Source organism: Streptococcus mitis (assembly GCF_047464035.1).
Classification (GTDB): Bacteria; Bacillota; Bacilli; order Lactobacillales; family Streptococcaceae; genus Streptococcus; species Streptococcus mitis_DX.
Genome location: NZ_JASHCQ010000007.1, coordinates 28,188 through 52,926, shown reverse-complemented (window position 1 = coordinate 52,926; position 24,739 = coordinate 28,188). Strand labels below are relative to the sequence as shown.

22 protein-coding genes are annotated in these 24,739 nt (G+C 43.8%); 21 read left to right on the top strand and 1 reads right to left on the bottom strand.

All coding sequences use genetic code 11. The annotated features are described in order from the left end of the window. Window positions 1-46 precede the first annotated feature (46 nt). Complete coding sequence (locus tag QM818_RS03850) at window positions 47-484, top strand: CoA-binding protein (RefSeq protein ID WP_261051851.1); 438 nt, start codon at window positions 47-49, stop codon at window positions 482-484. Between the two features lie 226 nt (window positions 485-710). Here the strand turns inward: QM818_RS03850 and QM818_RS03845 are convergent, their stop codons facing one another. Then, window positions 711-1,721, bottom strand: coding sequence for a YeiH family protein (locus QM818_RS03845; RefSeq protein WP_261080943.1), 1,011 nt, complete (start codon window positions 1,719-1,721; stop codon window positions 711-713). 479 nt (window positions 1,722-2,200) lie between these two features. Here QM818_RS03845 and QM818_RS03840 point away from each other — a divergent pair, with 479 nt between their 5' ends. The 20 genes from QM818_RS03840 (at window position 2,201) to purB (ending at window position 24,653) form a co-directional block, all read left to right on the top strand. After that, the gene (locus QM818_RS03840) at window positions 2,201-3,370 is read left to right on the top strand and encodes a pyridoxal phosphate-dependent aminotransferase (protein ID WP_265473105.1); all 1,170 of its coding nucleotides are present in this window, start codon (window positions 2,201-2,203) and stop codon (window positions 3,368-3,370) included. Further along, window positions 3,367-4,137 carry a DNA repair protein RecO gene (gene recO / locus QM818_RS03835; protein WP_261028343.1) on the top strand — a complete coding sequence of 257 codons (771 nt, stop codon included), beginning with the start codon at window positions 3,367-3,369 and terminating at the stop codon, window positions 4,135-4,137. The genes QM818_RS03840 and recO overlap by 4 nt, the downstream gene beginning before the upstream one ends. Further along, window positions 4,134-5,126, top strand: coding sequence for a phosphate acyltransferase PlsX (plsX, locus tag QM818_RS03830; RefSeq protein WP_004257703.1), 993 nt, complete (start codon window positions 4,134-4,136; stop codon window positions 5,124-5,126). The genes recO and plsX overlap by 4 nt, the downstream gene beginning before the upstream one ends. A 5-nt stretch (window positions 5,127-5,131) precedes the next feature. Beyond that, window positions 5,132-5,368, top strand: a complete 237-nt coding sequence (locus QM818_RS03825) for an acyl carrier protein (RefSeq protein WP_020902253.1) — start codon at window positions 5,132-5,134, stop codon at window positions 5,366-5,368. Window positions 5,369-5,597: 229 nt separating this feature from the next. After that, the gene (locus QM818_RS03820) at window positions 5,598-5,786 is read left to right on the top strand and encodes a hypothetical protein (RefSeq protein WP_084927060.1); all 189 of its coding nucleotides are present in this window, start codon (window positions 5,598-5,600) and stop codon (window positions 5,784-5,786) included. A 309-nt stretch (window positions 5,787-6,095) separates the two neighbouring features. Beyond that, window positions 6,096-8,249, top strand: a complete 2,154-nt coding sequence (gene comA, locus QM818_RS03815; protein WP_261080946.1) for a peptide cleavage/export ABC transporter ComA — start codon at window positions 6,096-6,098, stop codon at window positions 8,247-8,249. Window positions 8,250-8,261: 12 nt separating this feature from the next. Further along, the gene (comB, locus tag QM818_RS03810; RefSeq protein WP_414299938.1) at window positions 8,262-9,611 is read left to right on the top strand and encodes a competence pheromone export protein ComB; all 1,350 of its coding nucleotides are present in this window, start codon (window positions 8,262-8,264) and stop codon (window positions 9,609-9,611) included. A gap of 169 nt (window positions 9,612-9,780) precedes the next feature. After that, on the top strand, window positions 9,781-10,488 hold the full coding sequence (gene purC / locus QM818_RS03805) for a phosphoribosylaminoimidazolesuccinocarboxamide synthase (protein ID WP_070528193.1): 708 nt from the start codon (window positions 9,781-9,783) through the stop codon (window positions 10,486-10,488). 1 nt (window position 10,489) lies between these two features. After that, window positions 10,490-10,633, top strand: a complete 144-nt coding sequence (locus QM818_RS03800) for a phosphoribosylaminoimidazolesuccinocarboxamide synthase (RefSeq protein WP_078228447.1) — start codon at window positions 10,490-10,492, stop codon at window positions 10,631-10,633. 54 nt (window positions 10,634-10,687) lie between these two features. Beyond that, window positions 10,688-14,413 carry a phosphoribosylformylglycinamidine synthase gene (locus tag QM818_RS03795; RefSeq protein ID WP_414299937.1) on the top strand — a complete coding sequence of 1,242 codons (3,726 nt, stop codon included), beginning with the start codon at window positions 10,688-10,690 and terminating at the stop codon, window positions 14,411-14,413. A 93-nt stretch (window positions 14,414-14,506) separates the two neighbouring features. Beyond that, window positions 14,507-15,949, top strand: coding sequence for an amidophosphoribosyltransferase (gene purF, locus QM818_RS03790; protein WP_000220615.1), 1,443 nt, complete (start codon window positions 14,507-14,509; stop codon window positions 15,947-15,949). A 212-nt stretch (window positions 15,950-16,161) separates the two neighbouring features. Then, window positions 16,162-17,181, top strand: a complete 1,020-nt coding sequence (purM, locus tag QM818_RS03785) for a phosphoribosylformylglycinamidine cyclo-ligase (RefSeq protein WP_414299936.1) — start codon at window positions 16,162-16,164, stop codon at window positions 17,179-17,181. Further along, a complete protein-coding gene (gene purN / locus QM818_RS03780) occupies window positions 17,178-17,723 on the top strand; it encodes a phosphoribosylglycinamide formyltransferase (protein WP_084927066.1) in 546 nt (181 codons plus the stop codon). The genes purM and purN overlap by 4 nt, the downstream gene beginning before the upstream one ends. A gap of 83 nt (window positions 17,724-17,806) precedes the next feature. After that, window positions 17,807-18,328, top strand: a complete 522-nt coding sequence (locus QM818_RS03775; RefSeq protein ID WP_084927067.1) for a VanZ family protein — start codon at window positions 17,807-17,809, stop codon at window positions 18,326-18,328. A gap of 24 nt (window positions 18,329-18,352) precedes the next feature. Beyond that, the gene (purH, locus tag QM818_RS03770) at window positions 18,353-19,900 is read left to right on the top strand and encodes a bifunctional phosphoribosylaminoimidazolecarboxamide formyltransferase/IMP cyclohydrolase (RefSeq protein WP_084927068.1); all 1,548 of its coding nucleotides are present in this window, start codon (window positions 18,353-18,355) and stop codon (window positions 19,898-19,900) included. Window positions 19,901-20,020: 120 nt separating this feature from the next. Next, entirely contained in the window at window positions 20,021-21,286 is a 1,266-nt protein-coding gene (gene purD / locus QM818_RS03765; RefSeq protein WP_084927069.1) for a phosphoribosylamine--glycine ligase, read from the top strand. Between the two features lie 201 nt (window positions 21,287-21,487). Beyond that, entirely contained in the window at window positions 21,488-21,979 is a 492-nt protein-coding gene (gene purE, locus QM818_RS03760; protein ID WP_049509947.1) for a 5-(carboxyamino)imidazole ribonucleotide mutase, read from the top strand. Beyond that, a complete protein-coding gene (gene purK / locus QM818_RS03755) occupies window positions 21,966-23,057 on the top strand; it encodes a 5-(carboxyamino)imidazole ribonucleotide synthase (RefSeq protein ID WP_261080949.1) in 1,092 nt (363 codons plus the stop codon). The genes purE and purK overlap by 14 nt, the downstream gene beginning before the upstream one ends. A gap of 9 nt (window positions 23,058-23,066) precedes the next feature. After that, window positions 23,067-23,294, top strand: a complete 228-nt coding sequence (locus tag QM818_RS03750) for a phosphoribosylaminoimidazole carboxylase (RefSeq protein WP_261080950.1) — start codon at window positions 23,067-23,069, stop codon at window positions 23,292-23,294. A 63-nt stretch (window positions 23,295-23,357) separates the two neighbouring features. After that, entirely contained in the window at window positions 23,358-24,653 is a 1,296-nt protein-coding gene (purB, locus tag QM818_RS03745) for an adenylosuccinate lyase (protein ID WP_261080960.1), read from the top strand. Window positions 24,654-24,739 lie beyond the last annotated feature (86 nt).

The following is a 24,739-nucleotide window of genomic DNA, read 5'->3' as shown; positions in this document are numbered from 1 at the left end:
CAAGCCTTTTCAAATTGTGCTATACTGAAGAAAAAGGAGGATTTCTATGAGTCAAGAATTTATCAATCCAAGTGATGGCGTGATTCGTCAGTATCTCGCAACGAGTAAAACTCTTGCTGTGGTGGGCCTGTCAGACCGTGAGGAAACAACCAGCAATCGAGTGACCAAGGAAATGCAGGCTCGGGGTTATAAAATCATCCCAGTCAATCCCAAGGCGGCAGGTGGCGAAATCTTGGGTGAAAAGGCTTATGCTAGCCTAGCAGAGATTCCTTTTCCTGTAGATATTGTCAATGTTTACCGTCGCAGCGAGTTTTTGCCTGATGTGGCGCGTGATTTTCTCAAAGCTGATGCTAAGATTTTTTGGGCACAGCTAGGACTTGAAAGTCTAGAAGCGGAAGCTATCTTGCGTGCTGGTGGATGTGATGATATCGTGATGAATCGTTGTATTAAGAGAGAACATACACGCTTGATTGAGGAAGCATAAGAAAAAGGTAGCTGGTGGGCTACCTTTTGTGTTATACTCAATGAAAATCAAAGAGCAAACTAGGAAACTAGCGCAGGTTGCTCAGAACACAGTTTTGAGGTTGCAGATAGAACTGACGAAGTCAGCTCAAAGCACGGCTTTGAGGTTGTAGATAAGACTGACGAAGTCAGTCACATATATACAGCAAGGCGACGTTGACGTGGTTTAAAGAGATTTTCGAAGAGTATTAGAAAATGCCGATAAGGGTCTGCATCCCAAGACTGGTGAGGATGATGGCAATCCAGCAGATAGCTCCGAGAACAATGGATTTTCCGCTGGATTTGACCATAGCTACCAGATTGGTTTTGAGTCCGATAGCACTCATGGCCATGATAATGAGGAATTTGGAGAGTTGTTTAAGAGGGGTAAAGAAACTACTAGACACACCGAGAGAGGTCAGGAGAGTGGTTAGGAGAGATGCAAAGATAAAGTACAGGATAAAAAGTGGGAAGACTTTTTTCAGTTGCAAGCCTTGCTTATTTTTTTGCTCGCGACTTTGCCAGTAGGAGAGAAAGAGGGTGATAGGGATGATAGCCAGAGTCCGCGTAAGTTTGACAATGGTTGCGGATTCGAGAGTATTGGTCTGGTAGAGACTGTCCCAGGCGCTGGCTGTGGCTGTTACAGAGGAAGTGTCATTGACAGCTGTTCCTGCAAAGAGGGCAAATCCTTCATTAGATAAGTGAAGCCAAGTACCTAGGGTTGGAAAGATGAGAGCAGCCAAGACATTGAAGAAAAAGATAACAGAGATGGCTTGGGCTACTTCCTTTTCCTTAGCATCAATAACAGGTGCTGTCGCCGCAATGGCAGAACCACCACAGATAGAAGAACCCACTCCAATCAAGGTAGCCAGTTTTGTGTCCAGTGCAAAGAAACGCTGGAATAGATAGGCAACAATCAAGGCTATTGAGATGGTGGACAGGATGACAGGGAGTGAAGATTGTCCGACTGCAAAGACCTGCGAGATATTGAGACCAAAACCAAGCAAGATAACGGCATACTGGAGCAATTTCTTGGAACTAAAGGTCAATCCAGCATCCAGTTGTTTATATGACGAGAGAAAGGGATGTAGGAGCATGCCTATGAAAATTGCAAAGACAGGCGCGCCAATAACAGGGAAGAATCCTCCTAAGTACCAAGATAGAATAGAAATGAGAAGGCAGGCCAAGATGCCTGCTCCATTTTTTGATAGAAATGACATAAAAACCTCCAAATAGAATCTGTTACCATTATAGACCTGTAGAGAGGAAAAGTAAAATAGAAAGTGGAGCTAACAATTATTTGACAAGTAGTGCTAATTATGTAATAATAATCCTACAAGAACTGTAACGAAGTCTTGGCAAAAACAAAAATACCAGAGCTCCACCTCTGGTATTTCTTTTTGTCCAGTTACATTAAAACTAAACTCAGGTTATATTTTTTTGTCGCGCTTATCTAACCACTTTCTGACTATCCACTCAGAAATGACATTACCGGTAATAGTAATCAGTAATGGTGCTAGAATAACTGTAACGAAGATTAGCAAAAACTCACCTCCAAACTAAGTTCGTTAGTGGAGTTGCGACAAATCCATTTTAACATACTTCAATTTGTCATGCTAGCGTTATTCTATCATGTATTTTTGCGGTCGGGGGGCTTTTGTAGTATAATAGAGATACGTTTTGAAAGTAGGAGGTATCTATGGACTTAACTAAGCGCTTTAATAAACAGTTAGATAAGATTCAAGTTTCGTTGATTCGTCAATTTGACCAGGCTATTTCGGAGATTCCTGGGGTCTTGCGTTTGACCTTGGGGGAACCTGATTTTACAACGCCAGACCATGTCAAGGAGGCGGCCAAGCGAGCGATTGATCAGAACCAATCCTACTATACAGGGATGAGTGGCCTGCTGACTCTACGTCAGGCGGCCAGTGACTTTGTTAAGGAAAAGTACCAACTGGACTATGCTCCTGAAAATGAAATCTTGGTTACAATTGGGGCGACAGAGGCTTTATCTGCTACTTTGACGGCTATTTTGGAAGAGGGAGACAAGGTACTTTTGCCAGCTCCTGCCTATCCAGGTTATGAACCGATTGTTAATCTAGTTGGGGCAGAGATTGTCGAGATTGACACAACTGAAAATGGTTTTGTCTTGACTCCTGAAATGTTGGAGAAGGCCATTTTGGAGCAGGGAGACAAGCTCAAGGCGGTTATTCTCAACTATCCGGCTAATCCGACAGGAATTACCTATAGTCGGGAGCAGTTGGAAGACTTGGCAGCTGTTTTACGCAAGTACGAAATTTTTGTTGTCTGTGATGAGGTTTACTCAGAATTGACCTACACAGGGGAAGCCCATGTATCTCTAGGAACGATGCTGAGAGATCAGGCTATTATCATCAATGGTTTGTCTAAATCGCATGCTATGACAGGTTGGCGTTTGGGCTTGATTTTCGCTCCTGCAGCCTTTACAGCTCAGTTGATTAAGAGTCACCAGTACTTGGTCACTGCTGCAAATACCATGGCGCAACATGCTGCGGTGGAAGCCTTGACGGCTGGTAAAAATGATGCAGAACCTATGAAGAAGGAATACATCCAGCGTCGAGATTATATTATCGAGAAAATGACTGCTCTTGGTTTTGAGATTATCAAACCAGATGGTGCCTTCTATATCTTTGCTAAGATTCCAGTTGGTTGTAATCAAGATTCCTTTGCTTTTCTAAAAGATTTTGCTCAGAAGAAGGCCGTTGCTTTTATCCCGGGTGCAGCTTTTGGTCGCTACGGAGAAGGATATGTTCGCTTATCTTATGCAGCGAGCATGGAAACTATCAAAGAAGCCATGAAACGACTTGAGGAGTACATGAGAGAAGCATGATTCAGTCTATCAAGAGTCAAGGCTTGGTGCTCTACAATCGCAATTTTCGTGAGGATGACAAGCTAGTCAAGATTTTTACAGAGCAGGCTGGTAAGCGGATGTTTTTCGTCAAACACGCTGGTCAGTCTAAGCTGGCGCCTGTTATTCAGCCCTTGGTGCTGGCTCGATTTCTCCTGCGAATCAATGATGACGGGCTCAGCTACATCGAGGACTATCATGAGGTGATGACTTTTCCCAAGATTAATAGCGATCTCTTTGTCATGGCTTATGCGACCTACGTTGCAGCTCTTGCAGATGCTAGTTTGCAGGACAATCAGCAGGATGCTCCCTTGTTTGCTTTTTTGCAAAAGACTTTGGAGTTGATGGAAGCTGGCTTGGATTATCAGGTTTTGACCAATATTTTTGAAATTCAAATCTTGACTCGATTTGGGATTAGCCTCAATTTTAATGAGTGTGTCTTTTGTCATCGGGTCGGTCAGGCTTTTGATTTTTCTTTCAAATATGGAGCCTGCCTCTGTCCAGAGCATTATCATGAGGATGAGAGACGTTGTCATCTCAATCCCAATATCCCTTATCTGCTTAATCAATTTCAAGCCATTGATTTTGAAACCTTGGAGACCATTTCGCTCAAGCCTGAAATCAAGCAAGATCTACGCCAATTTATGGATCAACTCTACGAAGAGTACGTTGGGATTCACCTAAAATCAAAGAAATTTATTGATTCCCTAGCAGATTGGGGACAATTACTAAAAGAGGAAAACAAATGAAAAAAATCGCAGTAGATGCCATGGGGGGAGATTACGCACCTCAGGCCATCGTTGAGGGTGTCAATCAAGCCCTAGCTGACTTTTCAGATATTGAGGTTCAACTCTATGGAGATGAAGCTAAAATCAAGCAATATCTGACAGCGACAGAGCGCGTCAGCATTATCCATACGGATGAAAAGATTGATTCAGACGATGAACCTACGAGAGCTATTCGGAAGAAGAAAAATGCCAGTATGGTATTGGCAGCCAAGGCTGTCAAAGAGGGTGAAGCAGACGCTGTCCTCTCGGCTGGGAATACAGGTGCTTTGTTGGCGGCTGGATTCTTCATCGTGGGTCGTATCAAGAATATCGACCGTCCTGGGCTTATGTCGACCTTGCCGACTGTAGATGGGAAGGGTTTTGACATGCTGGACCTCGGTGCCAATGCGGAGAATACAGCCCAGCACCTCCATCAATACGCTATTCTGGGTTCCTTCTATGCTAAAAATGTTCGTGGCATTGCGCAACCTCGTGTTGGCTTGCTTAACAATGGAACAGAGAGTAGCAAGGGTGACCCGCTTCGTAAGGAAACTTACGAATTACTAGCAGCTGATGAAAGTTTGAACTTTATCGGAAATGTGGAAGCGCGTGATTTGATGAATGGCGTTGCGGATGTTGTTGTGGCAGATGGTTTCACGGGAAACGCTGTGCTCAAATCCATTGAAGGGACAGCCATGGGAATTATGGGCTTGCTCAAGACAGCTATTACAGGTGGTGGTCTTCGAGCGAAATTAGGCGCCCTCCTTCTCAAGGACAGCCTCAGAGGTTTGAAAAAACAGCTTAACTATTCTGATGTTGGTGGAGCGGTCTTGTTTGGTGTCAAGGCACCTGTTATCAAGACTCATGGCTCAAGCGATGCCAAGGCTGTTTATAGTACAATTCGCCAGATTCGTACCATGCTAGAAACAGACGTAGTTGCCCAGACTGCGCGTGAATTTTCAGGAGAATAAAAGAGATGACAGAAAAAGAAATTTTTGACCGTATTGTGACTATTATCCAAGAGCGACAGGGAGAGGACTTTGTCGTGACAGAATCCTTGAGTCTGAAAGACGATTTGGATGCTGATTCAGTCGACTTGATGGAGTTTATCTTGACACTGGAAGATGAATTTAGCATCGAAATCAGTGATGAGGAAATTGACCAACTGCAAAGTGTAGGAGATGTTGTAGAAGTCGTCAAAAGTAAAGAATAGTAAGAAGCAAGATAAGAAGAGTTGCATATTGCTAAGAATGTAAATCAACATTCTATTTGACAATTATTTACATTTTAATCTTTTTAAATATATATTTTAGGCATGACATTTGTTCTGCCTATTTTTTATCCCAAAAGTGTAGTTGAGGTGTTTATTTGGAGTTTTACATGTATTTTTTGATAAAACGTGATAGAATGGGTATAGAAATTAGGAAAGTTGAAGAAAAGGAATGAAGAAGGTTTTAAAATATTTTTTAGTATTTGTTTTTCTATTTTTGATGAATATTTTCATCTTTAAGATACTAGCAACTCTGGGATTTCAGCTGACAATGAGTGAAAAGAGTTATATTGTACCACCGCTGTTTTCGATTATCGTTTTGTACATGATTGACAAAAGAATTAGGAAGAAAAAGAAATAAATATATATTTTAGGCATGACGTTTGTTCTGCCTATTTTTTATCCAAAAAGTGCATTTGGGAGGTAGATAGGCGCATTTGGGAAGGAAGTCCAGTTTTTGTTTGGGGATTGGGGTAAGATAGTTGTTATCAGATGAGTTTATACTCTTCGAAAATCAAATTCAAACCACGTCAACGTCGCCTTGCCGTATATATGTGATTGACTTCGTCAGTCTTATATACAACCTCAAAACAGTGTTTTGAGCAGCCTGCGGCTAGTTTTCTAGTTTGCTCTTTGATTTTCATTGAGTATTAGGAAAAAGGAGATGAATATGAAATTTGGGAAACGTCACTATCGTCCGCAAGTGGATCAGATGGACTGCGGTGTAGCTTCATTAGCCATGGTTTTTGGTTACTATGGTAGTTATTATTCTTTGGCACACTTACGAGAATTGGCCAAGACGACCATGGATGGGACGACGGCTTTGGGCTTGGTCAAGGTGGCAGAGGAGATTGGTTTTGAGACGCGAGCAATTAAGGCGGATATGACGCTTTTTGACTTGCCAGATTTGACTTTTCCTTTTGTTGCTCATGTGCTTAAGGAAGGGAAATTGCTCCACTACTATGTGGTGACTGGGCAGGACAAGGATAGCATTCATATTGCCGATCCAGATCCTGGGGTGAAATTGACCAAACTGCCACGTGAGCGTTTTGCGGAAGAATGGACAGGAGTGACTCTTTTTATGGCACCTAGTCCAGACTACAAGCCTCATAAGGATCAAAAGAATGGTCTGCTCTCTTTTATCCCTATATTAGTGAAGCAGCGTGGCTTGATTGCCAATATCGTTTTGGCAACACTCTTGGTAACCTTGATTAATATTGTGGGTTCTTATTATCTGCAGTCTATCATTGATACCTATGTGCCAGATCAGATGCGTTCGACGCTTGGGATTATTTCTATTGGGCTGGTGATTGTTTATATTCTTCAGCAGATCTTGTCTTACGCTCAGGAGTATCTCTTACTTGTTTTGGGGCAACGCTTATCGATTGATGTGATTTTGTCCTATATCAAGCATGTTTTTCACCTGCCTATGTCCTTCTTTGCGACACGCAGGACAGGGGAGATCGTGTCTCGTTTTACAGATGCTAATAGTATCATTGATGCGCTGGCTTCGACCATTCTTTCGATTTTCCTAGATGTGTCAACGGTTGTCATTATTTCCCTTGTTTTATTTTCACAAAATACCAATCTCTTTTTCATAACCTTATTGGCACTTCCTATCTATACAGTGATTATCTTTGCCTTTATGAAGCCGTTTGAAAAGATGAATCGGGATACCATGGAAGCCAATGCGGTTCTGTCTTCTTCTATCATTGAGGACATCAACGGTATTGAGACTATCAAGTCTTTGACCAGTGAAAGTCAGCGTTACCAAAAGATTGACAAGGAATTTGTGGATTATCTGAAAAAATCCTTTACCTATAGTCGGGCAGAGAGTCAGCAAAAGGCTCTGAAAAAAGTTGCCCATCTCTTACTCAATGTCGGCATTCTCTGGATGGGAGCTGTTCTGGTCATGGATGGCAAGATGAGTTTGGGGCAGTTGATTACCTATAATACCTTGCTGGTTTACTTTACAAATCCTTTGGAAAATATCATCAATCTGCAAACCAAGCTTCAGACAGCACAGGTTGCCAATAACCGTCTAAATGAAGTATATCTGGTAGCTTCGGAGTTTGAGGAGAAGAAAACGGTTGAGGATTTGAGCTTGATGAAGGGAGATATGACCTTCAAGCAGGTTTCTTACAAGTATGGCTATGGTCGAGACGTCTTGTTGGATATCAATTTGACCATTCCCCAAGGTTCTAAGGTGGCTTTTGTGGGGATTTCAGGGTCAGGTAAGACGACCTTGGCCAAGATGATGGTTAATTTTTACGACCCAAGTCAAGGGGAGATTAGTCTGGGTGGTGTCAATCTCAATCAGATTGATAAAAAGGCCTTGCGCCAGTATATCAACTATCTGCCTCAACAGCCCTATGTCTTTAACGGAACGATTTTGGACAATCTTCTTTTGGGAGCCAAGGAGGGGACGACACAGGAAGATATCTTACGGGCGGTCGAATTGGCAGAGATTCGGGAGGACATTGAGCGCATGCCACTGAATTACCAGACAGAATTGACTTCGGATGGGGCAGGGATCTCAGGTGGTCAACGTCAGAGAATTGCTCTGGCACGTGCTCTCTTGACAGATGCGCCGGTCTTGATCTTGGATGAGGCGACCAGCAGTTTGGATATTCTGACAGAGAAGCGAATTGTCGATAATCTTATGGCTTTAGATAAGACCTTGATTTTCATCGCTCACTGCTTGACCATTGCTGAGCGGACAGAGAAGGTTGTTGTCTTGGATCAGGGCAAGATTGTTGAAGAAGGAAATCATGCTGATTTGCTTGCACAGGGTGGTTTTTACGCCCATTTGGTCAATAGCTAGAAAGAGGAGAGGATGAAACCAGAATTTTTAGAAAGTGCGGAGTTTTATAATCGTCGTTACCATAATTTTTCCAGTCGGGTGATTGTCCCCATGTTCCTTCTGCTCGTGTTTTTACTTGGCTTTGCAACTTTGGCAGAGAAGGAGATGAGTATGTCTACTAGAGCTACTGTCGAGCCTAGTCGTATCCTTGCAAATATCCAGTCAACTAGCAACAATCGTATTCTTGTCAATCATTTGGAAGAAAGTAAGCTGGTTAAAAAGGGAGAACTGTTGGTTCAATATCAAGAAGGGGCAGAGGGTGTCCAAGCGGAGGCCTATGCTAGTCAGCTGGACATGCTCAAGGATCAAAAAAAGCAATTGGAGTATTTGCAAAAGAGTCTGCAAGAAGGGGAGAACCACTTTCCAGAGGAGGATAAATTTGGCTACCAAGCCACCTTTCGTGACTACATCAGCCAAGCAGGTAGTCTTAGGGCTAGTACATCGCAACAAAATGAGACCATCGCGTCCCAGAATGCAGCAGCTAGTCAAACCCAAGCCGAAATCGGCACCCTCATCAGTCAAACAGAGGCTAAAATTCGCGATTACCAGACAGCTAAGTCAGCTATTGAAACAGGTGCTTCCTTGGCCAGTCAGAATCTAGCCTACTCTCTCTACCAGTCCTACAAGTCTCAGGGCGAGGAAAATCCGCAATCTAAGGCACAAGCAGTTGTGCAGCTAGAAGCACAGCTTTCTCAGTTAGAATCTAGTCTTGCTACTTACCGTGTCCAGTATGCAGGTTCAGGTACCCAGCAAGCCTATGCGTCAGGTTTAAGCAGTCAATTGGAGTCTCTCAAATCACAACACTTGGCTAAGGTTGGTCAGGAATTGACCCTTCTAGACCAGAAAATTTTGGAGGCAGAATCGGGTAGGAAGGTACAGGGAAATCTTTTAGACAAGGGGAAAATTACGGCGAGTGAGGATGGGGTGCTTCATCTTAATCCTGAGACCAGTGATTCTACCATGGTAGCAGAAGGCGCCTTACTAGCCCAACTCTATCCGTCCTTGGAAAAAGAAGGGAAAGTCAAACTCACAGCTTATCTAAGTTCAAAAGATGTAGCAAGGATCAAGGTCGGTGATTCTGTTCGCTATACTACGACTCATGATGCCAAGAATCAACTTTTCCTAGATTCTACTATTACAAGTATTGATGCGACAGCTACTAAGACTGAGAAAGGGAATTTCTTTAAAATTGAGGTGGAGACTAATCTAACTTCGGAGCAGGCTGAAAAACTTCGGTATGGGGTGGAAGGTCGCCTGCAGATGATTACGGGCAAGAAAAGTTACCTGCGTTATTATTTGGATCAATTTTTGAACAAAGAGTAATGTTCGTGTTTTTAGAGTTAAATGATTTTTAAACTGTGAGAAAGATTCTTCTTGCGGTTTTTTCTTTATGATTTTTGGTGTCACTACATTATTTATTCGGTTAAGTTCTTGTAATTTTAGTTTTTTTATGGTAGAATGTGCTCAAGTAATACGAAAGGCGAACTTTAAAATGTCAAAACAATTGATCTATTCGGGAAAAGCTAAAGATATCTATACAACTGAGGATGAAAATCTTATTATTTCAACTTACAAGGACCAGGCGACTGCTTTCAATGGTGTTAAGAAGGAGCAGATTGCGGGCAAAGGAGTTTTGAATAATCAGATTTCATCTTTTATTTTTGAGAAATTAAATGCGGCTGGTGTGGCGACTCACTTTGTGGAGAAACTTTCAGATACAGAACAACTCAATAAAAAGGTTGAAATCATTCCTTTGGAAGTCGTGCTACGCAACTACACGGCTGGTTCCTTTTCAAAACGTTTTGGTGTAGATGAAGGAATCGCATTTGAGACTCCGATTGTTGAATTTTACTACAAAAATGATGATTTGGATGACCCATTTATCAATGACGAGCATGTGAAATTCCTACAGATTGCGGATGACCAGCAAATCGCTTACTTGAAGGAAGAAACTCGTCGTATCAATGAGCTCTTGAAAGCTTGGTTTGCTGAGATTGGCCTTAAATTGATTGACTTTAAGCTAGAGTTTGGTTTTGACAAGGATGGCAAGATTATCTTGGCAGACGAGTTTTCACCAGATAACTGCCGTTTGTGGGATGCGGATGGCAACCACATGGATAAGGATGTTTTCCGTAGGGGACTAGGTGAATTAACCGATGTTTATGAAGTTGTTTGGGAGAAGCTGCAAGGTTTGAAATAATCTGTTTGCAACGGAAAACCTTCGTCTCTCAACTAAAAGGACTCAGGCTGAAAAGGTCCCCCAGACCTTTTCACTCCGTAGGGGATTGGGAGAACTAACAGATGTTTACGAGATTGTCTGGGAAAAGTTGCAGGGTTTGAAATAACAACCTCAAGGTCGTTGGAACATTGTAAAAGCTGAAATAAAGGAATAAGGATTGATGGATAAACGTATTTTTGTTGAAAAAAAGGCTGATTTTCAGGTCAAGTCAGAGAGTTTGGTGAGAGAACTCCAGCACAACTTGGGACTTTCAAGCTTGAAAAGTATTCGCATCGTGCAAGTGTATGATGTATTTGACTTGGCAGAGGACCTGTTTGCACCTGCAGAGAAACACATCTTCTCTGAGCAGGTGACAGACCATGTCTTGGATGAAGCTGCTGTACAGGCGGATCTTGCTAACTATGCTTTCTTTGCCATTGAAAGCCTGCCAGGTCAATTTGACCAGCGTGCAGCATCTTCACAGGAAGCCTTGCTTTTACTAGGAAGTTCGAGTGATGTAACGGTTAATACTGCTCAACTTTATTTGGTCAATAAAGATATTGATGCGACGGAGTTAGAGGCGGTCAAGAACTATCTGCTCAACCCAGTTGATTCTCGTTTCAAGGACATCACGACAGGGATTGCCAAGCAGGAATTTTCTGAGTCAGACAAGACCATTCCTAAATTGACTTTCTTTGAAAGCTATACAGCAGAAGACTTTGCCCTCTACAAGACCGAGCAGGGCATGGCAATGGAAGTGGATGATTTGCTCTTTATCCAAGACTATTTCAAGTCAATCGGGCGCGTGCCAACTGAGACGGAACTCAAGGTTTTGGATACTTACTGGTCTGACCACTGCCGTCATACGACTTTTGAGACAGAGTTGAAACACATTGATTTCTCAGCTTCTAAATTCCAAAAACAATTGCAGTCAACATATGACAAGTATATTGCCATGCGTGAGGAACTGGGTCGCTCTGAAAAACCACAAACCTTGATGGATATGGCGACTATTTTCGGTCGTTATGAGCGTGCCAATGGACGTTTGGACGACATGGAAGTGTCAGACGAAATCAATGCTTGCTCAGTCGAAATCGAAGTGGATGTTGATGGGGTCAAAGAGCCATGGCTCCTCATGTTCAAAAACGAAACCCACAACCATCCAACAGAAATTGAGCCATTTGGTGGGGCTGCTACCTGTATCGGTGGGGCCATTCGTGATCCGTTGTCAGGTCGTTCATACGTTTACCAAGCCATGCGTATCTCAGGTGCTGGTGATATTACAACACCGATTGCTGAAACTCGTGCTGGTAAATTGCCACAACAAGTCATTTCTAAAACAGCGGCTCATGGTTATTCTTCATATGGTAACCAGATTGGTCTGGCAACAACTTATGTTCGTGAGTATTTTCACCCAGGCTTTGTGGCTAAGCGTATGGAGCTAGGTGCAGTTGTTGGTGCGGCTCCAAAAGAGAATGTTGTTCGTGAAAAACCGGAAGCGGGCGATGTCATTATCCTTCTTGGTGGTAAGACAGGACGTGATGGTGTCGGTGGTGCGACAGGTTCTTCTAAGGTTCAAACGGTTGAGTCTGTGGAGACTGCTGGTGCCGAGGTTCAAAAAGGGAATGCTATCGAAGAACGCAAGATTCAGCGCCTTTTCCGTAATGGCAATGTCACTCGTCTTATCAAGAAGTCCAATGACTTTGGTGCTGGTGGAGTCTGTGTAGCTATCGGTGAATTGGCTGATGGTCTTGAAATAGATCTTAACAAGGTACCTCTTAAATATCAAGGATTGAATGGGACAGAAATTGCCATCTCTGAATCACAAGAACGGATGGCAGTCGTGGTTCGTCCTGAGGATGTAGATGCTTTCGTTGCAGAATGTAACAAAGAAAATATTGATGCTGTTGTAGTTGCGACAGTGACAGAAAAACCAAATCTAGTCATGCACTGGAATGGTGAAACAATCGTGGACTTAGAACGTCGTTTCCTTGATACCAATGGTGTACGCGTGGTCGTCGATGCCAAGGTTGTGGACAAGGATGTTAAACTCCCAGAAGAACGTAAAACAAGTGCTGAAACTCTTGAAGCAGACACCCTTGCGGTTCTATCTGACCTCAACCATGCGAGTCAAAAAGGTTTGCAGACCATCTTTGACTGTTCTGTCGGTCGTTCAACAGTCAACCACCCACTTGGTGGTCGTTACCAACTCACACCGACTGAGGCATCTGTACAAAAATTGCCAGTTCAGCATGGTGTGACTCATACTGCGTCAGTCATGGCTCAAGGATTCAATCCATATGTAGCAGAATGGTCTCCATACCACGGTGCTGCTTATGCGGTGATCGAAGCAACTGCTCGTTTGGTTGCTGCTGGTGCCAACTGGTCTAAGGCTCGTTTCTCTTACCAAGAGTACTTTGAGCGCATGGATAAGCAAGCAGAGCGTTTTGGTCAGCCAGTAGCAGCTCTTCTAGGTTCTATCGAAGCACAAATTCAACTTGGTCTACCATCTATCGGTGGTAAGGACTCTATGTCTGGTACCTTTGAAGAATTGACGGTGCCCCCAACCTTGGTTGCCTTTGGGGTAACGACAGCAGATAGCCGTAAGGTGCTTTCTCCTGAGTTCAAAACTGCTGGGGAAAACATCTACTACATCCCAGGACAAGCCCTCTCAGCAGAGATTGATTTTGACTTGATTAAGTCTAATTTTGCTCAGTTTGAAGCCCTTCAAAAGGCTCACAAAGTGACATCTGCATCAGCTGTTAAATATGGTGGTGTGGTTGAGAGTTTGGCTCTTGCTACCTTTGGAAATCATATCGGTGCAGAAGTAACCTTGCCTGAACTTAAAACAGCTTTGACAGCTCAATTAGGCGGATTTATCTTCACATCACCTGAAGAAATCGCTGGAGTAGAGAAGATTGGTCAAACGAAAGTAGACTTTACACTCCTTGTCAACGGTGTGAAGCTAGATGGACACAAACTTGACAGTGCCTTCCAAGGGAAACTGGAAGAAGTTTACCCAACAGAGTTTGCCCAAGCGAAAGAGCTGGAAGAAGTTCCAGCTGTCGCTTCTGACGTAATCATCCAAGCTAAAGAAACAGTTGAAAAACCTGTAGTTTACATTCCAGTCTTCCCAGGCACCAACTCAGAATATGATTCAGCCAAGGCATTCGAAAAAGAAGGTGCAGAGGTTAACTTGGTGCCATTTGTGACCTTGAATGAAGAAGCCATTGTCAAGTCAGTTGAAACTATGGTTGACAATATCGGCAAGGCTAACATCCTCTTCTTTGCAGGTGGATTCTCAGCTGCGGACGAACCAGATGGATCAGCCAAGTTTATCGTCAACATCCTGCTCAATGAAAAAGTGCGTGCAGCTATTGATAGCTTTATCGCCCGTGGTGGCTTGATTATTGGTATCTGTAATGGATTCCAGGCCTTGGTCAAATCAGGTCTTCTTCCATACGGAAACTTTGAAGATGCTAGCAGTACTAGTCCAACCCTCTTCTACAATGATGCCAACCAACACGTGGCCAAGATGGTAGAAACTCGCATTGCCAATACCAACTCACCATGGTTGACTGGTGTGCAAGTGGGTGATATCCACGCCATTCCTGTTTCGCACGGTGAAGGGAAATTTGTCGTGACAGCTGAGGAATTTGCAGAGCTCCGTGACAATGGACAAATCTTTAGCCAATACGTGGACTTCGAAGGCAAACCAAGTATGGATTCTAAGTACAATCCAAATGGTTCTGTAAATGCTATAGAGGGAATTACTAGCAAGAACGGACAAATCATCGGTAAAATGGGACACTCAGAACGTTATGAAGACGGTCTTTTCCAAAATATCCCAGGCAATAAAGACCAGCACCTGTTCGCGTCAGCGGTTAAATACTTTACTGGAAAATAAGACTTACAGATTTTCTAATAGATAGTATCAGTAATGTAAAAGTCATGTAGATTTAGCTCTTGGTGCTACACAAATAAAAATTAGGTATATAAAATGACATACGAAGTAAAATCTCTTAATGAAGAATGTGGTGTTTTCGGCATCTGGGGACATCCAGATGCTGCTAAATTGACCTATTTTGGTCTCCATAGTCTTCAGCACCGTGGTCAGGAGGGGGCAGGAATCCTCTCCAATGACCAAGGGAAACTAAAGCGGCATCGCGATATGGGGCTTCTATCAGAAGTCTTCAGAAATCCTGCTAACTTAGATAAATTGACAGGAACTGGTGCGATTGGGCATGTGCGTTATGCGACTGCTGGCGAAGCTTCTGTAGATAACATCCAGCCCTTCCTCTTCCGTTTTCACGATATGCAGTTTGGTTTGGCTCATAATGGAAATCTGACCAATGCTGCCTCTCTCAAGAAAGAATTGGAACAAAGAGGAGCAATTTTCAGCGCAACTTCGGACTCGGAAATCTTGGCTCACCTCATTCGTCGCAGTCATAATCCTAGCCTGATGGGCAAAATCAAGGAAGCGCTCAGCCTTGTTAAAGGTGGTTTTGCCTATATCTTGCTGTTTGAGGACAAGTTGATTGCGGCTCTTGACCCCAATGGTTTTCGTCCGCTTTCTATCGGGAAAATGGCCAACGGAGCGGTGGTGGTTTCCTCTGAAACCTGTGCTTTTGAGGTTATTGGTGCTGAATGGATTCGTGATTTGAAGCCAGGTGAGATTGTGATCATTGATGACAAGGGAATCCAGTATGATAGCTATACAGATGATACTCAGTTAGCAATCTGTTCTATGGAGTATATCTATTTTGCCCGCCCTGATTCTAACATTCATGGTGTCAATGTCCATACGGCTCGTAAACGTATGGGTGCCCAATTGGCGCGTGAATTCAAGCATGAGGCGGATATCGTGGTCGGTGTGCCCAATTCTTCCCTCAGTGCGGCTATGGGATTTGCGGAAGAGTCTGGGCTACCAAATGAAATGGGACTTATTAAGAATCAATATACTCAACGTACCTTTATCCAACCGACTCAAGAATTGCGGGAGCAAGGGGTACGGATGAAACTCTCTGCTGTTTCAGGCGTTGTAAAAGGCAAGCGTGTGGTTATGATTGATGACTCTATTGTACGTGGAACAACCTCTCGTCGGATTGTTCAACTCTTGAAAGAAGCGGGTGCGACTGAGGTTCACGTTGCTATTGGCAGTCCAGCGCTAGCTTATCCATGCTTCTATGGAATTGATATCCAGACCCGTCAGGAGCTAATTGCGGCCAATCATACTGTTGAAGAAACTCGCCAAATCATTGGTGCGGACAGTCTGACCTATCTTTCAATTGATGGTTTGATTGAGTCGATTGGGATTGAAACAGATGCACCAAATGGTGGTCTCTGTGTCGCTTATTTTGATGGTGATTACCCAACGCCTCTCTACGACTATGAAGAAGACTATCGTAGAAGTTTGGAAGAAAAGACCAGTTTTTATAAATAGACAATAGGTCCTCCATTAAAGAAAAGGAATATAAAAATGACAAATAAAAATGCTTATGCTTCACGTCTCACTACTGACTAAAAGCTAAAGTATTTGTCAGTAGACGCTTTCTCCTATAGGATCAAAGCTAGAGCCCTGACTAGTATTTTTAGATAAAATAATTGTTTATCTAAAAATACGTCGCAATCTTCTCAAAGAAAAGGAATAAATAAATGACAAAAAATGCTTATGCCCAGTCGGGTGTAGATGTTGAAGCGGGTTATGAAGTTGTTGAACGAATCAAAAAGCACGTGGCTCGTACGGAGCGTGCAGGTGTCATGGGAGCTCTTGGTGGTTTTGGTGGTATGTTTGACCTTTCAAAGACTGGGGTTAAAGAACCTATCTTGATTTCAGGGACTGATGGTGTCGGAACCAAGCTCATGCTGGCTATCAAGTACGACAAGCACGATACCATCGGTCAGGACTGTGTAGCCATGTGTGTCAATGATATCATCGCTGCGGGTGCGGAGCCACTCTATTTCCTTGACTACGTAGCGACAGGGAAGAATGAGCCAGCTAAACTAGAGCAAGTAGTTGCTGGTGTAGCAGAAGGTTGTGTGCAGGCAGGTGCTGCCCTCATCGGTGGGGAAACGGCTGAAATGCCGGGCATGTACGGCGAAGATGACTATGACTTGGCTGGTTTTGCGGTTGGTGTGGCTGAAAAATCTCGAATCATTGACGGTTCAAAAGTGGCAGAGGGAGATGTTCTTCTTGGACTTGCTTCAAGTGGGATTCATTCCAATGGTTACTCTCTCGTCCGTCGTGTCTTTGCGGATTACACAGGTGAGGAAGTCCTGCCAGAATTGGAAGGCAAGAAACTCAAGGAAGTTCTTCTTGAGCCGACTCGTATCTATGTCAAGGCTGTTTTGCCACTCATCAAGGAAGAGTTGGTCAACGGCATTGCCCACATCACTGGTGGTGGCTTTATCGAAAATGTCCCTCGTATGTTTGCAGATGATCTAGCTGCTGAAATTGATGAAAGCAAAGTTCCAGTGCTTCCGATTTTCAAAGCTCTTGAGAAATACGGTCAGATCAAACACGAAGAAATGTTTGAAATCTTCAATATGGGTGTGGGACTTATGCTAGCAGTTAGCCCTGAAAATGTAGGTAGTGTCAAAGAATTGCTGGATGAACCAGTCTATGAAATTGGTCGCATCGTCAAGAAAGAAAACGAAAGTGTCATCATCAAATGAAAAAAATAGCGGTTTTTGCCTCAGGCAATGGCTCGAATTTTCAGGTGATTGCCGAAGAATTTCCGGTGGAGTTTGTCTTTTCAGACCATCGTGACGCCTATGTGCTCGAGCGTGCAGACAAGCTTGGTATTCTGTCCTATGCTTTTGAACTCAAGGAGTTTGAGAGCAAGGCAGACTACGAAGCAGCCCTTGTCGAACTCTTGGAAGAACATCAGATTGACTTGATTTGCCTCGCTGGCTACATGAAAATCGTTGGGCCCACCTTGCTGGCAGCTTATGAAGGTCGAATCATCAATATTCATCCAGCCTACCTGCCAGAATTTCCAGGAGCTCATGGGATTGAGGACGCTTGGAATGCTGGTGTTGTAGAGAGCGGCGTGACCATTCACTGGGTGGATTCCGGAGTGGATACAGGAAAAATCATCAAACAAGTGCGTGTACCACGGCTGGCTGATGATATCATCGAAAGCTTTGAAGCTAGGATTCATGAGGCAGAGTACAAGTTGTATCCGGAAGTAGTGAAGGTTCTATTTACAGATTGACTTTTTGATGATTCATATGATATCTTTGATTTTAAATTGGAGTCAGTGTTTGTTGAAGATGGCTTCAAACGGAGGTATTTGTAATGTTAGAATCTAAAAAAACAACTCGATATGTATTTTATGTCTATCTGATGTTATTAACTTGGGGAATCTTATTTAAGTTTGAAACAAGTCCTGAATTTATAGCATTTTTCTTAGCTCCAAGGTATATCAATTGGATTCCATTTTCAGAACCACTATCAGAACCACTAATAGTAGATGGAAAAATTGTTTTTGCTGAAATGTTATTTAATCTGATTTCCTTTATTCCATTAGGTGTTTGTTTCCCTTTGATAAAAACTAATTTATCTAGTTTAAAAATAGTCGGGACAGGTTTTTTGATTAGTTTATTGTTTGAGTGCTTACAGTATATTTTAGCAATAGGTATAACAGATATCACGGATTTGACTTTAAATACGCTAGGTGTTTATGTAGGCTTACTGATTTATCAAATTTTTATAAGAGTGTTCAAATCACAGATTAGAAAATGGGTCAATATCTTAGGTATGCTTAGCCTTGGTTTTGCTTATCTTGTTTTACTGTTACTGCATTTAATTGGTGTTTAACTAATGATTAAAAAGGAGAATATAATGACTAAACGCGCCTTAATCAGCGTCTCAGACAAAGCGGGCATTGTTGAATTTGCCCAAGAACTTAAAAAACTTGGTTGGGAGATTATCTCGACAGGTGGGACCAAGGTTGCCCTTGATAATGCTGGGGTGGACACCATTGCGATTGATGATGTGACTGGTTTTCCAGAGATGATGGACGGTCGTGTCAAGACCCTTCATCCAAATATCCACGGGGGTCTTCTCGCTCGTCGTGATTTGGATAGTCACCTGGAAGCGGCTAAAGACAATCAAATCGAGCTCATTGATCTTGTTGTGGTAAACCTTTACCCATTTAAGGAAACCATCCTCAAACCAGATGTGACTTATGCTGATGCGGTGGAGAATATCGATATCGGCGGGCCATCTATGCTTCGTTCAGCAGCGAAAAATCATGCCAGCGTAACAGTTGTGGTAGATCCAGCTGACTACGCAGTGGTTTTGGACGAGTTGTCAGCCAACGGTGAAACGACTTACGAAACGCGTCAACGTTTGGCAGCCAAGGTTTTCCGTCACACAGCGGCTTATGACGCCTTGATTGCAGAGTATTTCACAGCTCAAGTCGGAGAAAGCAAACCTGAAAAGCTCACTTTGACCTATGACCTCAAACAAGCTATGCGTTACGGTGAGAACCCACAACAAGACGCGGATTTCTACCAAAAAGCTTTGCCGACTGATTACTCCATTGCTTCAGCCAAACAGCTCAATGGGAAGGAATTGTCATTCAATAATATCCGTGACGCTGATGCGGCCATTCGTATCATCCGTGATTTTAAAGACCGTCCAACCGTTGTGGCTCTCAAACACATGAACCCATGTGGAATCGGTCAGGCTGATGACATCGAGACTGCTTGGGACTACGCTTATGAGTCTGACCCAGTGTCTATCTTTGGTGGTATCGTTGTTCTTAACCGTGAGGTGGATGTTGCGACAGCTGAGAAGATGCACGGCGTTTTCCTTGAAATCATCATCGCACCAAGCTATACGGATGAAGCGCTAGCCATTTTGACCAACAAAAAGAAAAACTTGCGTATCCTTGCCTTGCCATTTGATGCTCAAGAGGCCAGTGAAGTGGAAGCAGAATACACAGGTGTAGTTGGTGGACTTCTGGTGCAAAACCAAGACGTGGTCAAAGAAAGTCCAGCTGACTGGCAAGTGGTGACCAAACGCCAACCAACTGAGACAGAAGAGACAGCTCTTGAGTTCGCTTGGAAGGCAATTAAATACGTCAAATCAAACGGTATCATTGTAACTAACGATCATATGACACTTGGTGTTGGTCCAGGTCAAACCAACCGTGTAGCTTCTGTTCGTATCGCCATTGATCAAGCCAAAGACCGTCTGGACGGTGCCGTCCTTGCTTCGGATGCCTTCTTCCCATTTGCGGATAACGTGGAAGAAATCGCCAAAGCAGGGATCAAGGCCATCATCCAGCCGGGTGGATCCGTCCGTGATCAGGAATCCATCGAAGCTGCTGATAAATACGGCTTGACCATGGTCTTCACAGGCGTGAGACATTTTAGACATTAAGAACGTAAAGGAAAGGAAACAGTTTCTTTCCTTTTTTTGATTAAAAGACAGAACGAAACAAGATTAAAACGAACGTTTGTGATATAATATTAGTAAATAATTCGCAAAAGAGGTTGAGAGATGAAGCTGTTAGTTGTCGGTTCTGGTGGTCGTGAACATGCGATTGCTAAGAAGTTGCTTGAGTCAAAAGAGGTAGAAAAGGTTTTTGTAGCTCCTGGAAATGACGGAATGACTCTGGATGGTTTGGAGTTGGTAAATATCTCCATTTCCGAACATTCTAAATTGATTGAGTTTGCAAAAACCAACGATATTGCTTGGACCTTTATTGGTCCAGATGATGCCCTTGCGACTGGTATCGTGGATGATTTTAACCAAGCTGGTCTCAAAGCCTTTGGTCCGACAAGATTGGCGGCAGAGCTGGAGTGGTCCAAGGATTTTGCCAAGGAAATTATGGTCAAATACGGCGTTCCGACAGCAGCCTATGGCACGTTCTCAGATTTCGAGGAAGCCAAGGCCTATATCGAAAAGCAGGGTGTGCCTATCGTAGTCAAGGCGGATGGCTTGGCGCTTGGGAAAGGTGTCGTTGTTGCGGAGACGGTTGAGCAAGCAGTCGAAGCCGCTCATGAGATGCTTTTGGACAATAAATTTGGGGACTCAGGTGCGCGTGTGGTTATTGAGGAATTCCTCGACGGAGAGGAATTTTCACTTTTTGCCTTTGTCAATGGTGATAAGTTCTACATCATGCCAACGGCTCAGGACCACAAACGTGCCTACGATGGCGACAAAGGGCCTAACACGGGTGGTATGGGTGCCTATGCGCCAGTTCCACACTTGCCACAGAGCGCGATTGACACAGCAGTGGAGACTATTGTCAAGCCAGTCCTAGAGGGCATGATCCAAGAAGGGCGTCCATATCTGGGAGTTCTTTACGCAGGGCTTATCTTGACAGCTGATGGACCTAAGGTTATCGAGTTTAATGCTCGCTTTGGAGATCCTGAAACTCAGATTATTCTACCTCGATTAACCTCTGATTTTGCCCAAAATATTACGGATATCCTCGATGGCAAGGAGCCAAACATCACCTGGACGGACAAGGGTGTGACTCTGGGTGTGGTTGTCGCATCTAACGGTTATCCGCTAGACTATGAAAAAGGTGTCGAGTTACCAGCCAAGACAGAAGGTGACATTATCACCTATTATGCAGGGGCTAAGTTTGCGGAAAATAGCAGAGCGCTGCTATCAAACGGTGGACGTGTCTATATGCTGGTTACCACAGCAGCCACCGTCAAAGAAGCCCAATACACCATCTACCAAGAACTCGACAAACAAAACACAGAAGGCCTCTTCTACAGAACAGATATCGGAAGCAAGGCTATAAAAGATTAACAGTTACTAAATTTGTCATGGCGAGCGAAAGCGAACCAAAGTAAGATAATGGTCGCCGTGGTGAAAAGACCAGAACAGTATCTGTTCTGGTCTAGGGAAACTTTGAGACCCTAGGCTCAAAGTTTAGGAATGAAACCGAAGGTTTGCTTCCGTCCCCACCACCTAAGACCATTATCAAAAAAGAAGAAAAAAGGAAAAATTATGACTAAACCAATTATTTCCATCATCATGGGCTCAAAATCAGACTGGGCAACCATGCAAAAAACCGCTGAAGTCCTAGACCGCTTTGGTGTAGCCTACGAAAAGAAAGTTGTTTCTGCACACCGTACACCAGACCTCATGTTTAAACATGCGGAGGAAGCACGTAGTCGCGGTATCAAGGTCATCATAGCGGGTGCTGGAGGCGCAGCCCATTTGCCAGGTATGGTCGCAGCTAAAACAACCCTTCCAGTCATTGGGGTGCCCGTCAAATCACGTGCCCTTAGTGGCGTGGACTCGCTCTATTCTATCGTTCAGATGCCGGGCGGTGTGCCTGTGGCGACAATGGCTATTGGTGAAGCTGGTGCGACAAATGCGGCTCTCTTTGCCCTCCGTCTCCTCTCAGTAGAGGACCAAGCTATTGCGACAGCTTTGGCAGATTTTGCAGAAGAACAAGGAAAAATCGCAGAGGAGTCGACGAATGAGCTCATCTAAAACAATCGGCATTATCGGTGGTGGTCAACTGGGTCAGATGATGGCCATTTCTGCTATCTATATGGGTCACAAGGTTATCGCGCTGGATCCTGCGGCGGATTGCCCGGCCTCTCGCGTTGCGGAGATCATCGTGGCTCCTTATAACGATGTGGATGCGCTTCGCCAGTTGGCTGAGCGTTGCGATGTTCTGACCTATGAGTTTGAGAATGTCGATGCCGATGGTTTGGATGCTGTCATCAAGGATGGTCAACTTCCTCAAGGAATCGACCTGCTTCGCATCTCCCAAAATCGCATCTTTGAAAAGGACTTTCTCTCAAACAAGGCCCAAGTCACTGTAGCACCCTATAAGGTTGTGACTTCTAGCCAAGACTTGGCCGAGATTGACCTGTCTAAAAACTATGTCCTCAAGACTGCGACTGGTGGCTACGATGGGCATGGACAAAAGGTTATTCGCTCAGAAGCAGATTTGGCAGAAGCCTATGCGCTAGCTGACTCAGCAGATTGCGTTTTGGAAGAATTTGTCAACTTTGACCTTGAGATTTCTGTCATCGTGTCAGGCAATGGCAAGGACGTGACAGTTTTCCCAGTTCAGGAAAATATCCACCGCAACAATATCCTGTCTAAAACTATTGTACCAGCTCGCATTTCTGAGAGTTTAGCAGACAAGGCCAAAGCTATGGCAGTGAGAATCGCTGAGCAACTCAACTTGTCTGGAACACTTTGTGTGGAAATGTTTGCGACAGCTGATGACATCATTGTCAACGAGATTGCCCCGCGTCCACACAATTCAGGACACTACTCAATCGAAGCCTGTGACTTCTCTCAGTTTGATGCCCATATTCTAGGTGTTCTCGGAGCACCATTGCCAGCCATCAAACTACATGCCCCAGCCGTCATGCTCAATGTTCTCGGCCAGCATGTCGAGGCTGCTGAAAAATATGTCACAGAAAATCCAAGCGCCCACCTCCACATGTATGGTAAAATAGAAGCGAAGCACAACCGCAAGATGGGGCATGTGACTTTGTTTAGTGATGCGCCGGATGAGGTGGAGGAATTTGGGAAAGGGATTGATTTTTAGTACAAGTCTATGATACAAATTATCGTTAATGCATTTATTGAAAAGGATAAGACTGGAGCAGTTGTCGAAGTCTTGTTTGCTAGCAGTGATCACGAAAAGGTAAAGGCTAAATATGAAGAGCTAGTTGCTCTATATCCTGAAAACTATTTAGCAATTTATGATTTACCATTGGATACCGATCTCAATGAATTACTACACTATCCATCTGTGTTTATTGGAAAAGAGGAGTTTGAGTAGAAATCTTGGTTTACCTAGATAGCTTATTCCCAACAGCTTAAGAAGAAAGGAAAAATGAACAACATGATTAACCGTTACTCTCGCCCTGAGATGGCGAACATTTGGAGTGAAGAAAATAAATACCGTGCTTGGCTTGAGGTGGAAATCTTGGCTGACGAGGCATGGGCTGAGTTGGGGGAAATCCCTAAGGAAGATGTGGCTTTGATTCGCGAGAAGGCGGACTTTGACATCGACCGTATTTTGGAAATTGAGCAAGAGACTCGTCACGATGTGGTGGCTTTCACACGTGCGGTTTCTGAGACGCTTGGTGAGGAGCGCAAGTGGGTTCACTATGGTTTGACTTCTACCGACGTGGTGGATACGGCCTACGGTTACCTCTACAAGCAGGCTAATGACATCATCCGTCGTGACCTTGAAAACTTCACCAACATCATCGCTGACAAGGCTAAGGAGCACAAGTTCACCATCATGATGGGTCGTACCCATGGTGTGCATGCTGAGCCGACAACTTTTGGTCTTAAATTGGCGACTTGGTACAGCGAAATGAAGCGCAATATCGAGCGTTTCGAGCATGCTGCTGCTGGTGTGGAAGCTGGTAAGATTTCTGGTGCGGTTGGGAACTTTGCCAACATCCCACCATTTGTGGAGCAATACGTCTGCGACAAGCTTGGTATCCGTGCTCAAGAAATCTCAACACAGGTTCTTCCTCGTGACCTTCACGCTGAGTACTTTGCAGTTCTTGCTAGCATTGCGACTTCCATCGAACGTATGGCAACGGAAATCCGTGGTCTGCAAAAATCAGAACAACGCGAAGTAGAAGAATTCTTTGCTAAAGGGCAAAAAGGGTCTTCAGCAATGCCTCACAAACGCAACCCTATCGGTTCTGAGAACATGACAGGTCTTGCGCGTGTTATCCGTGGTCACATGATTACAGCCTATGAAAACGTTGCTCTCTGGCACGAACGCGACATTTCTCACTCATCAGCTGAGCGCATCATCACACCAGATACGACTATTTTGATTGACTACATGCTCCACCGTTTTGGAAATATCGTCAAGAACTTGACAGTCTTCCCAGAAAACATGATCCGCAACATGAACTCAACTTTCGGTCTTATCTTTAGCCAACGTGCCATGTTGACCTTGATTGAAAAAGGGATGACCCGTGAGCAAGCCTATGACTTGGTACAACCAAAAACAGCCTACTCTTGGGACAATCAAGTAGACTTTAAACCACTTCTTGAAGCAGATCCAGAGGTAACTTCTCGCCTCACTCAAGAAGAAATCGATGAAATCTTCAACCCTCTTTATTACACCAAACGAGTGGATGATATCTTTGACCGTCTTGGTTTAGGATAATTAGAATAAAAATCGAAGTTCTATTACTCTATTTATAGGAGTAGAAGAACTTCGATTTTTATTTTGTCTTCAAGTATTTTTGATAA

Bases quoted from the DNA above. Each gene is read 5' to 3' on its own strand.
- QM818_RS03850 (WP_261051851.1), top strand. From the start codon at position 47: ATGAGTCAAGAATTTATCAATCCAAGTGATGGCGTGATTCGTCAGTAT.
- QM818_RS03845 (WP_261080943.1), bottom strand. From the start codon at position 1,721: ATGTCATTTCTATCAAAAAATGGAGCAGGCATCTTGGCCTGCCTTCTC.
- QM818_RS03840 (WP_265473105.1), top strand. From the start codon at position 2,201: ATGGACTTAACTAAGCGCTTTAATAAACAGTTAGATAAGATTCAAGTT.
- recO (WP_261028343.1), top strand. From the start codon at position 3,367: ATGATTCAGTCTATCAAGAGTCAAGGCTTGGTGCTCTACAATCGCAAT.
- plsX (WP_004257703.1), top strand. From the start codon at position 4,134: ATGAAAAAAATCGCAGTAGATGCCATGGGGGGAGATTACGCACCTCAG.
- QM818_RS03825 (WP_020902253.1), top strand. From the start codon at position 5,132: ATGACAGAAAAAGAAATTTTTGACCGTATTGTGACTATTATCCAAGAG.
- QM818_RS03820 (WP_084927060.1), top strand. From the start codon at position 5,598: ATGAAGAAGGTTTTAAAATATTTTTTAGTATTTGTTTTTCTATTTTTG.
- comA (WP_261080946.1), top strand. From the start codon at position 6,096: ATGAAATTTGGGAAACGTCACTATCGTCCGCAAGTGGATCAGATGGAC.
- comB (WP_414299938.1), top strand. From the start codon at position 8,262: ATGAAACCAGAATTTTTAGAAAGTGCGGAGTTTTATAATCGTCGTTAC.
- purC (WP_070528193.1), top strand. From the start codon at position 9,781: ATGTCAAAACAATTGATCTATTCGGGAAAAGCTAAAGATATCTATACA.
- QM818_RS03795 (WP_414299937.1), top strand. From the start codon at position 10,688: ATGGATAAACGTATTTTTGTTGAAAAAAAGGCTGATTTTCAGGTCAAG.
- purF (WP_000220615.1), top strand. From the start codon at position 14,507: ATGACATACGAAGTAAAATCTCTTAATGAAGAATGTGGTGTTTTCGGC.
- purM (WP_414299936.1), top strand. From the start codon at position 16,162: ATGACAAAAAATGCTTATGCCCAGTCGGGTGTAGATGTTGAAGCGGGT.
- purN (WP_084927066.1), top strand. From the start codon at position 17,178: ATGAAAAAAATAGCGGTTTTTGCCTCAGGCAATGGCTCGAATTTTCAG.
- QM818_RS03775 (WP_084927067.1), top strand. From the start codon at position 17,807: ATGTTAGAATCTAAAAAAACAACTCGATATGTATTTTATGTCTATCTG.
- purH (WP_084927068.1), top strand. From the start codon at position 18,353: ATGACTAAACGCGCCTTAATCAGCGTCTCAGACAAAGCGGGCATTGTT.
- purD (WP_084927069.1), top strand. From the start codon at position 20,021: ATGAAGCTGTTAGTTGTCGGTTCTGGTGGTCGTGAACATGCGATTGCT.
- purE (WP_049509947.1), top strand. From the start codon at position 21,488: ATGACTAAACCAATTATTTCCATCATCATGGGCTCAAAATCAGACTGG.
- purK (WP_261080949.1), top strand. From the start codon at position 21,966: ATGAGCTCATCTAAAACAATCGGCATTATCGGTGGTGGTCAACTGGGT.
- QM818_RS03750 (WP_261080950.1), top strand. From the start codon at position 23,067: ATGATACAAATTATCGTTAATGCATTTATTGAAAAGGATAAGACTGGA.
- purB (WP_261080960.1), top strand. From the start codon at position 23,358: ATGATTAACCGTTACTCTCGCCCTGAGATGGCGAACATTTGGAGTGAA.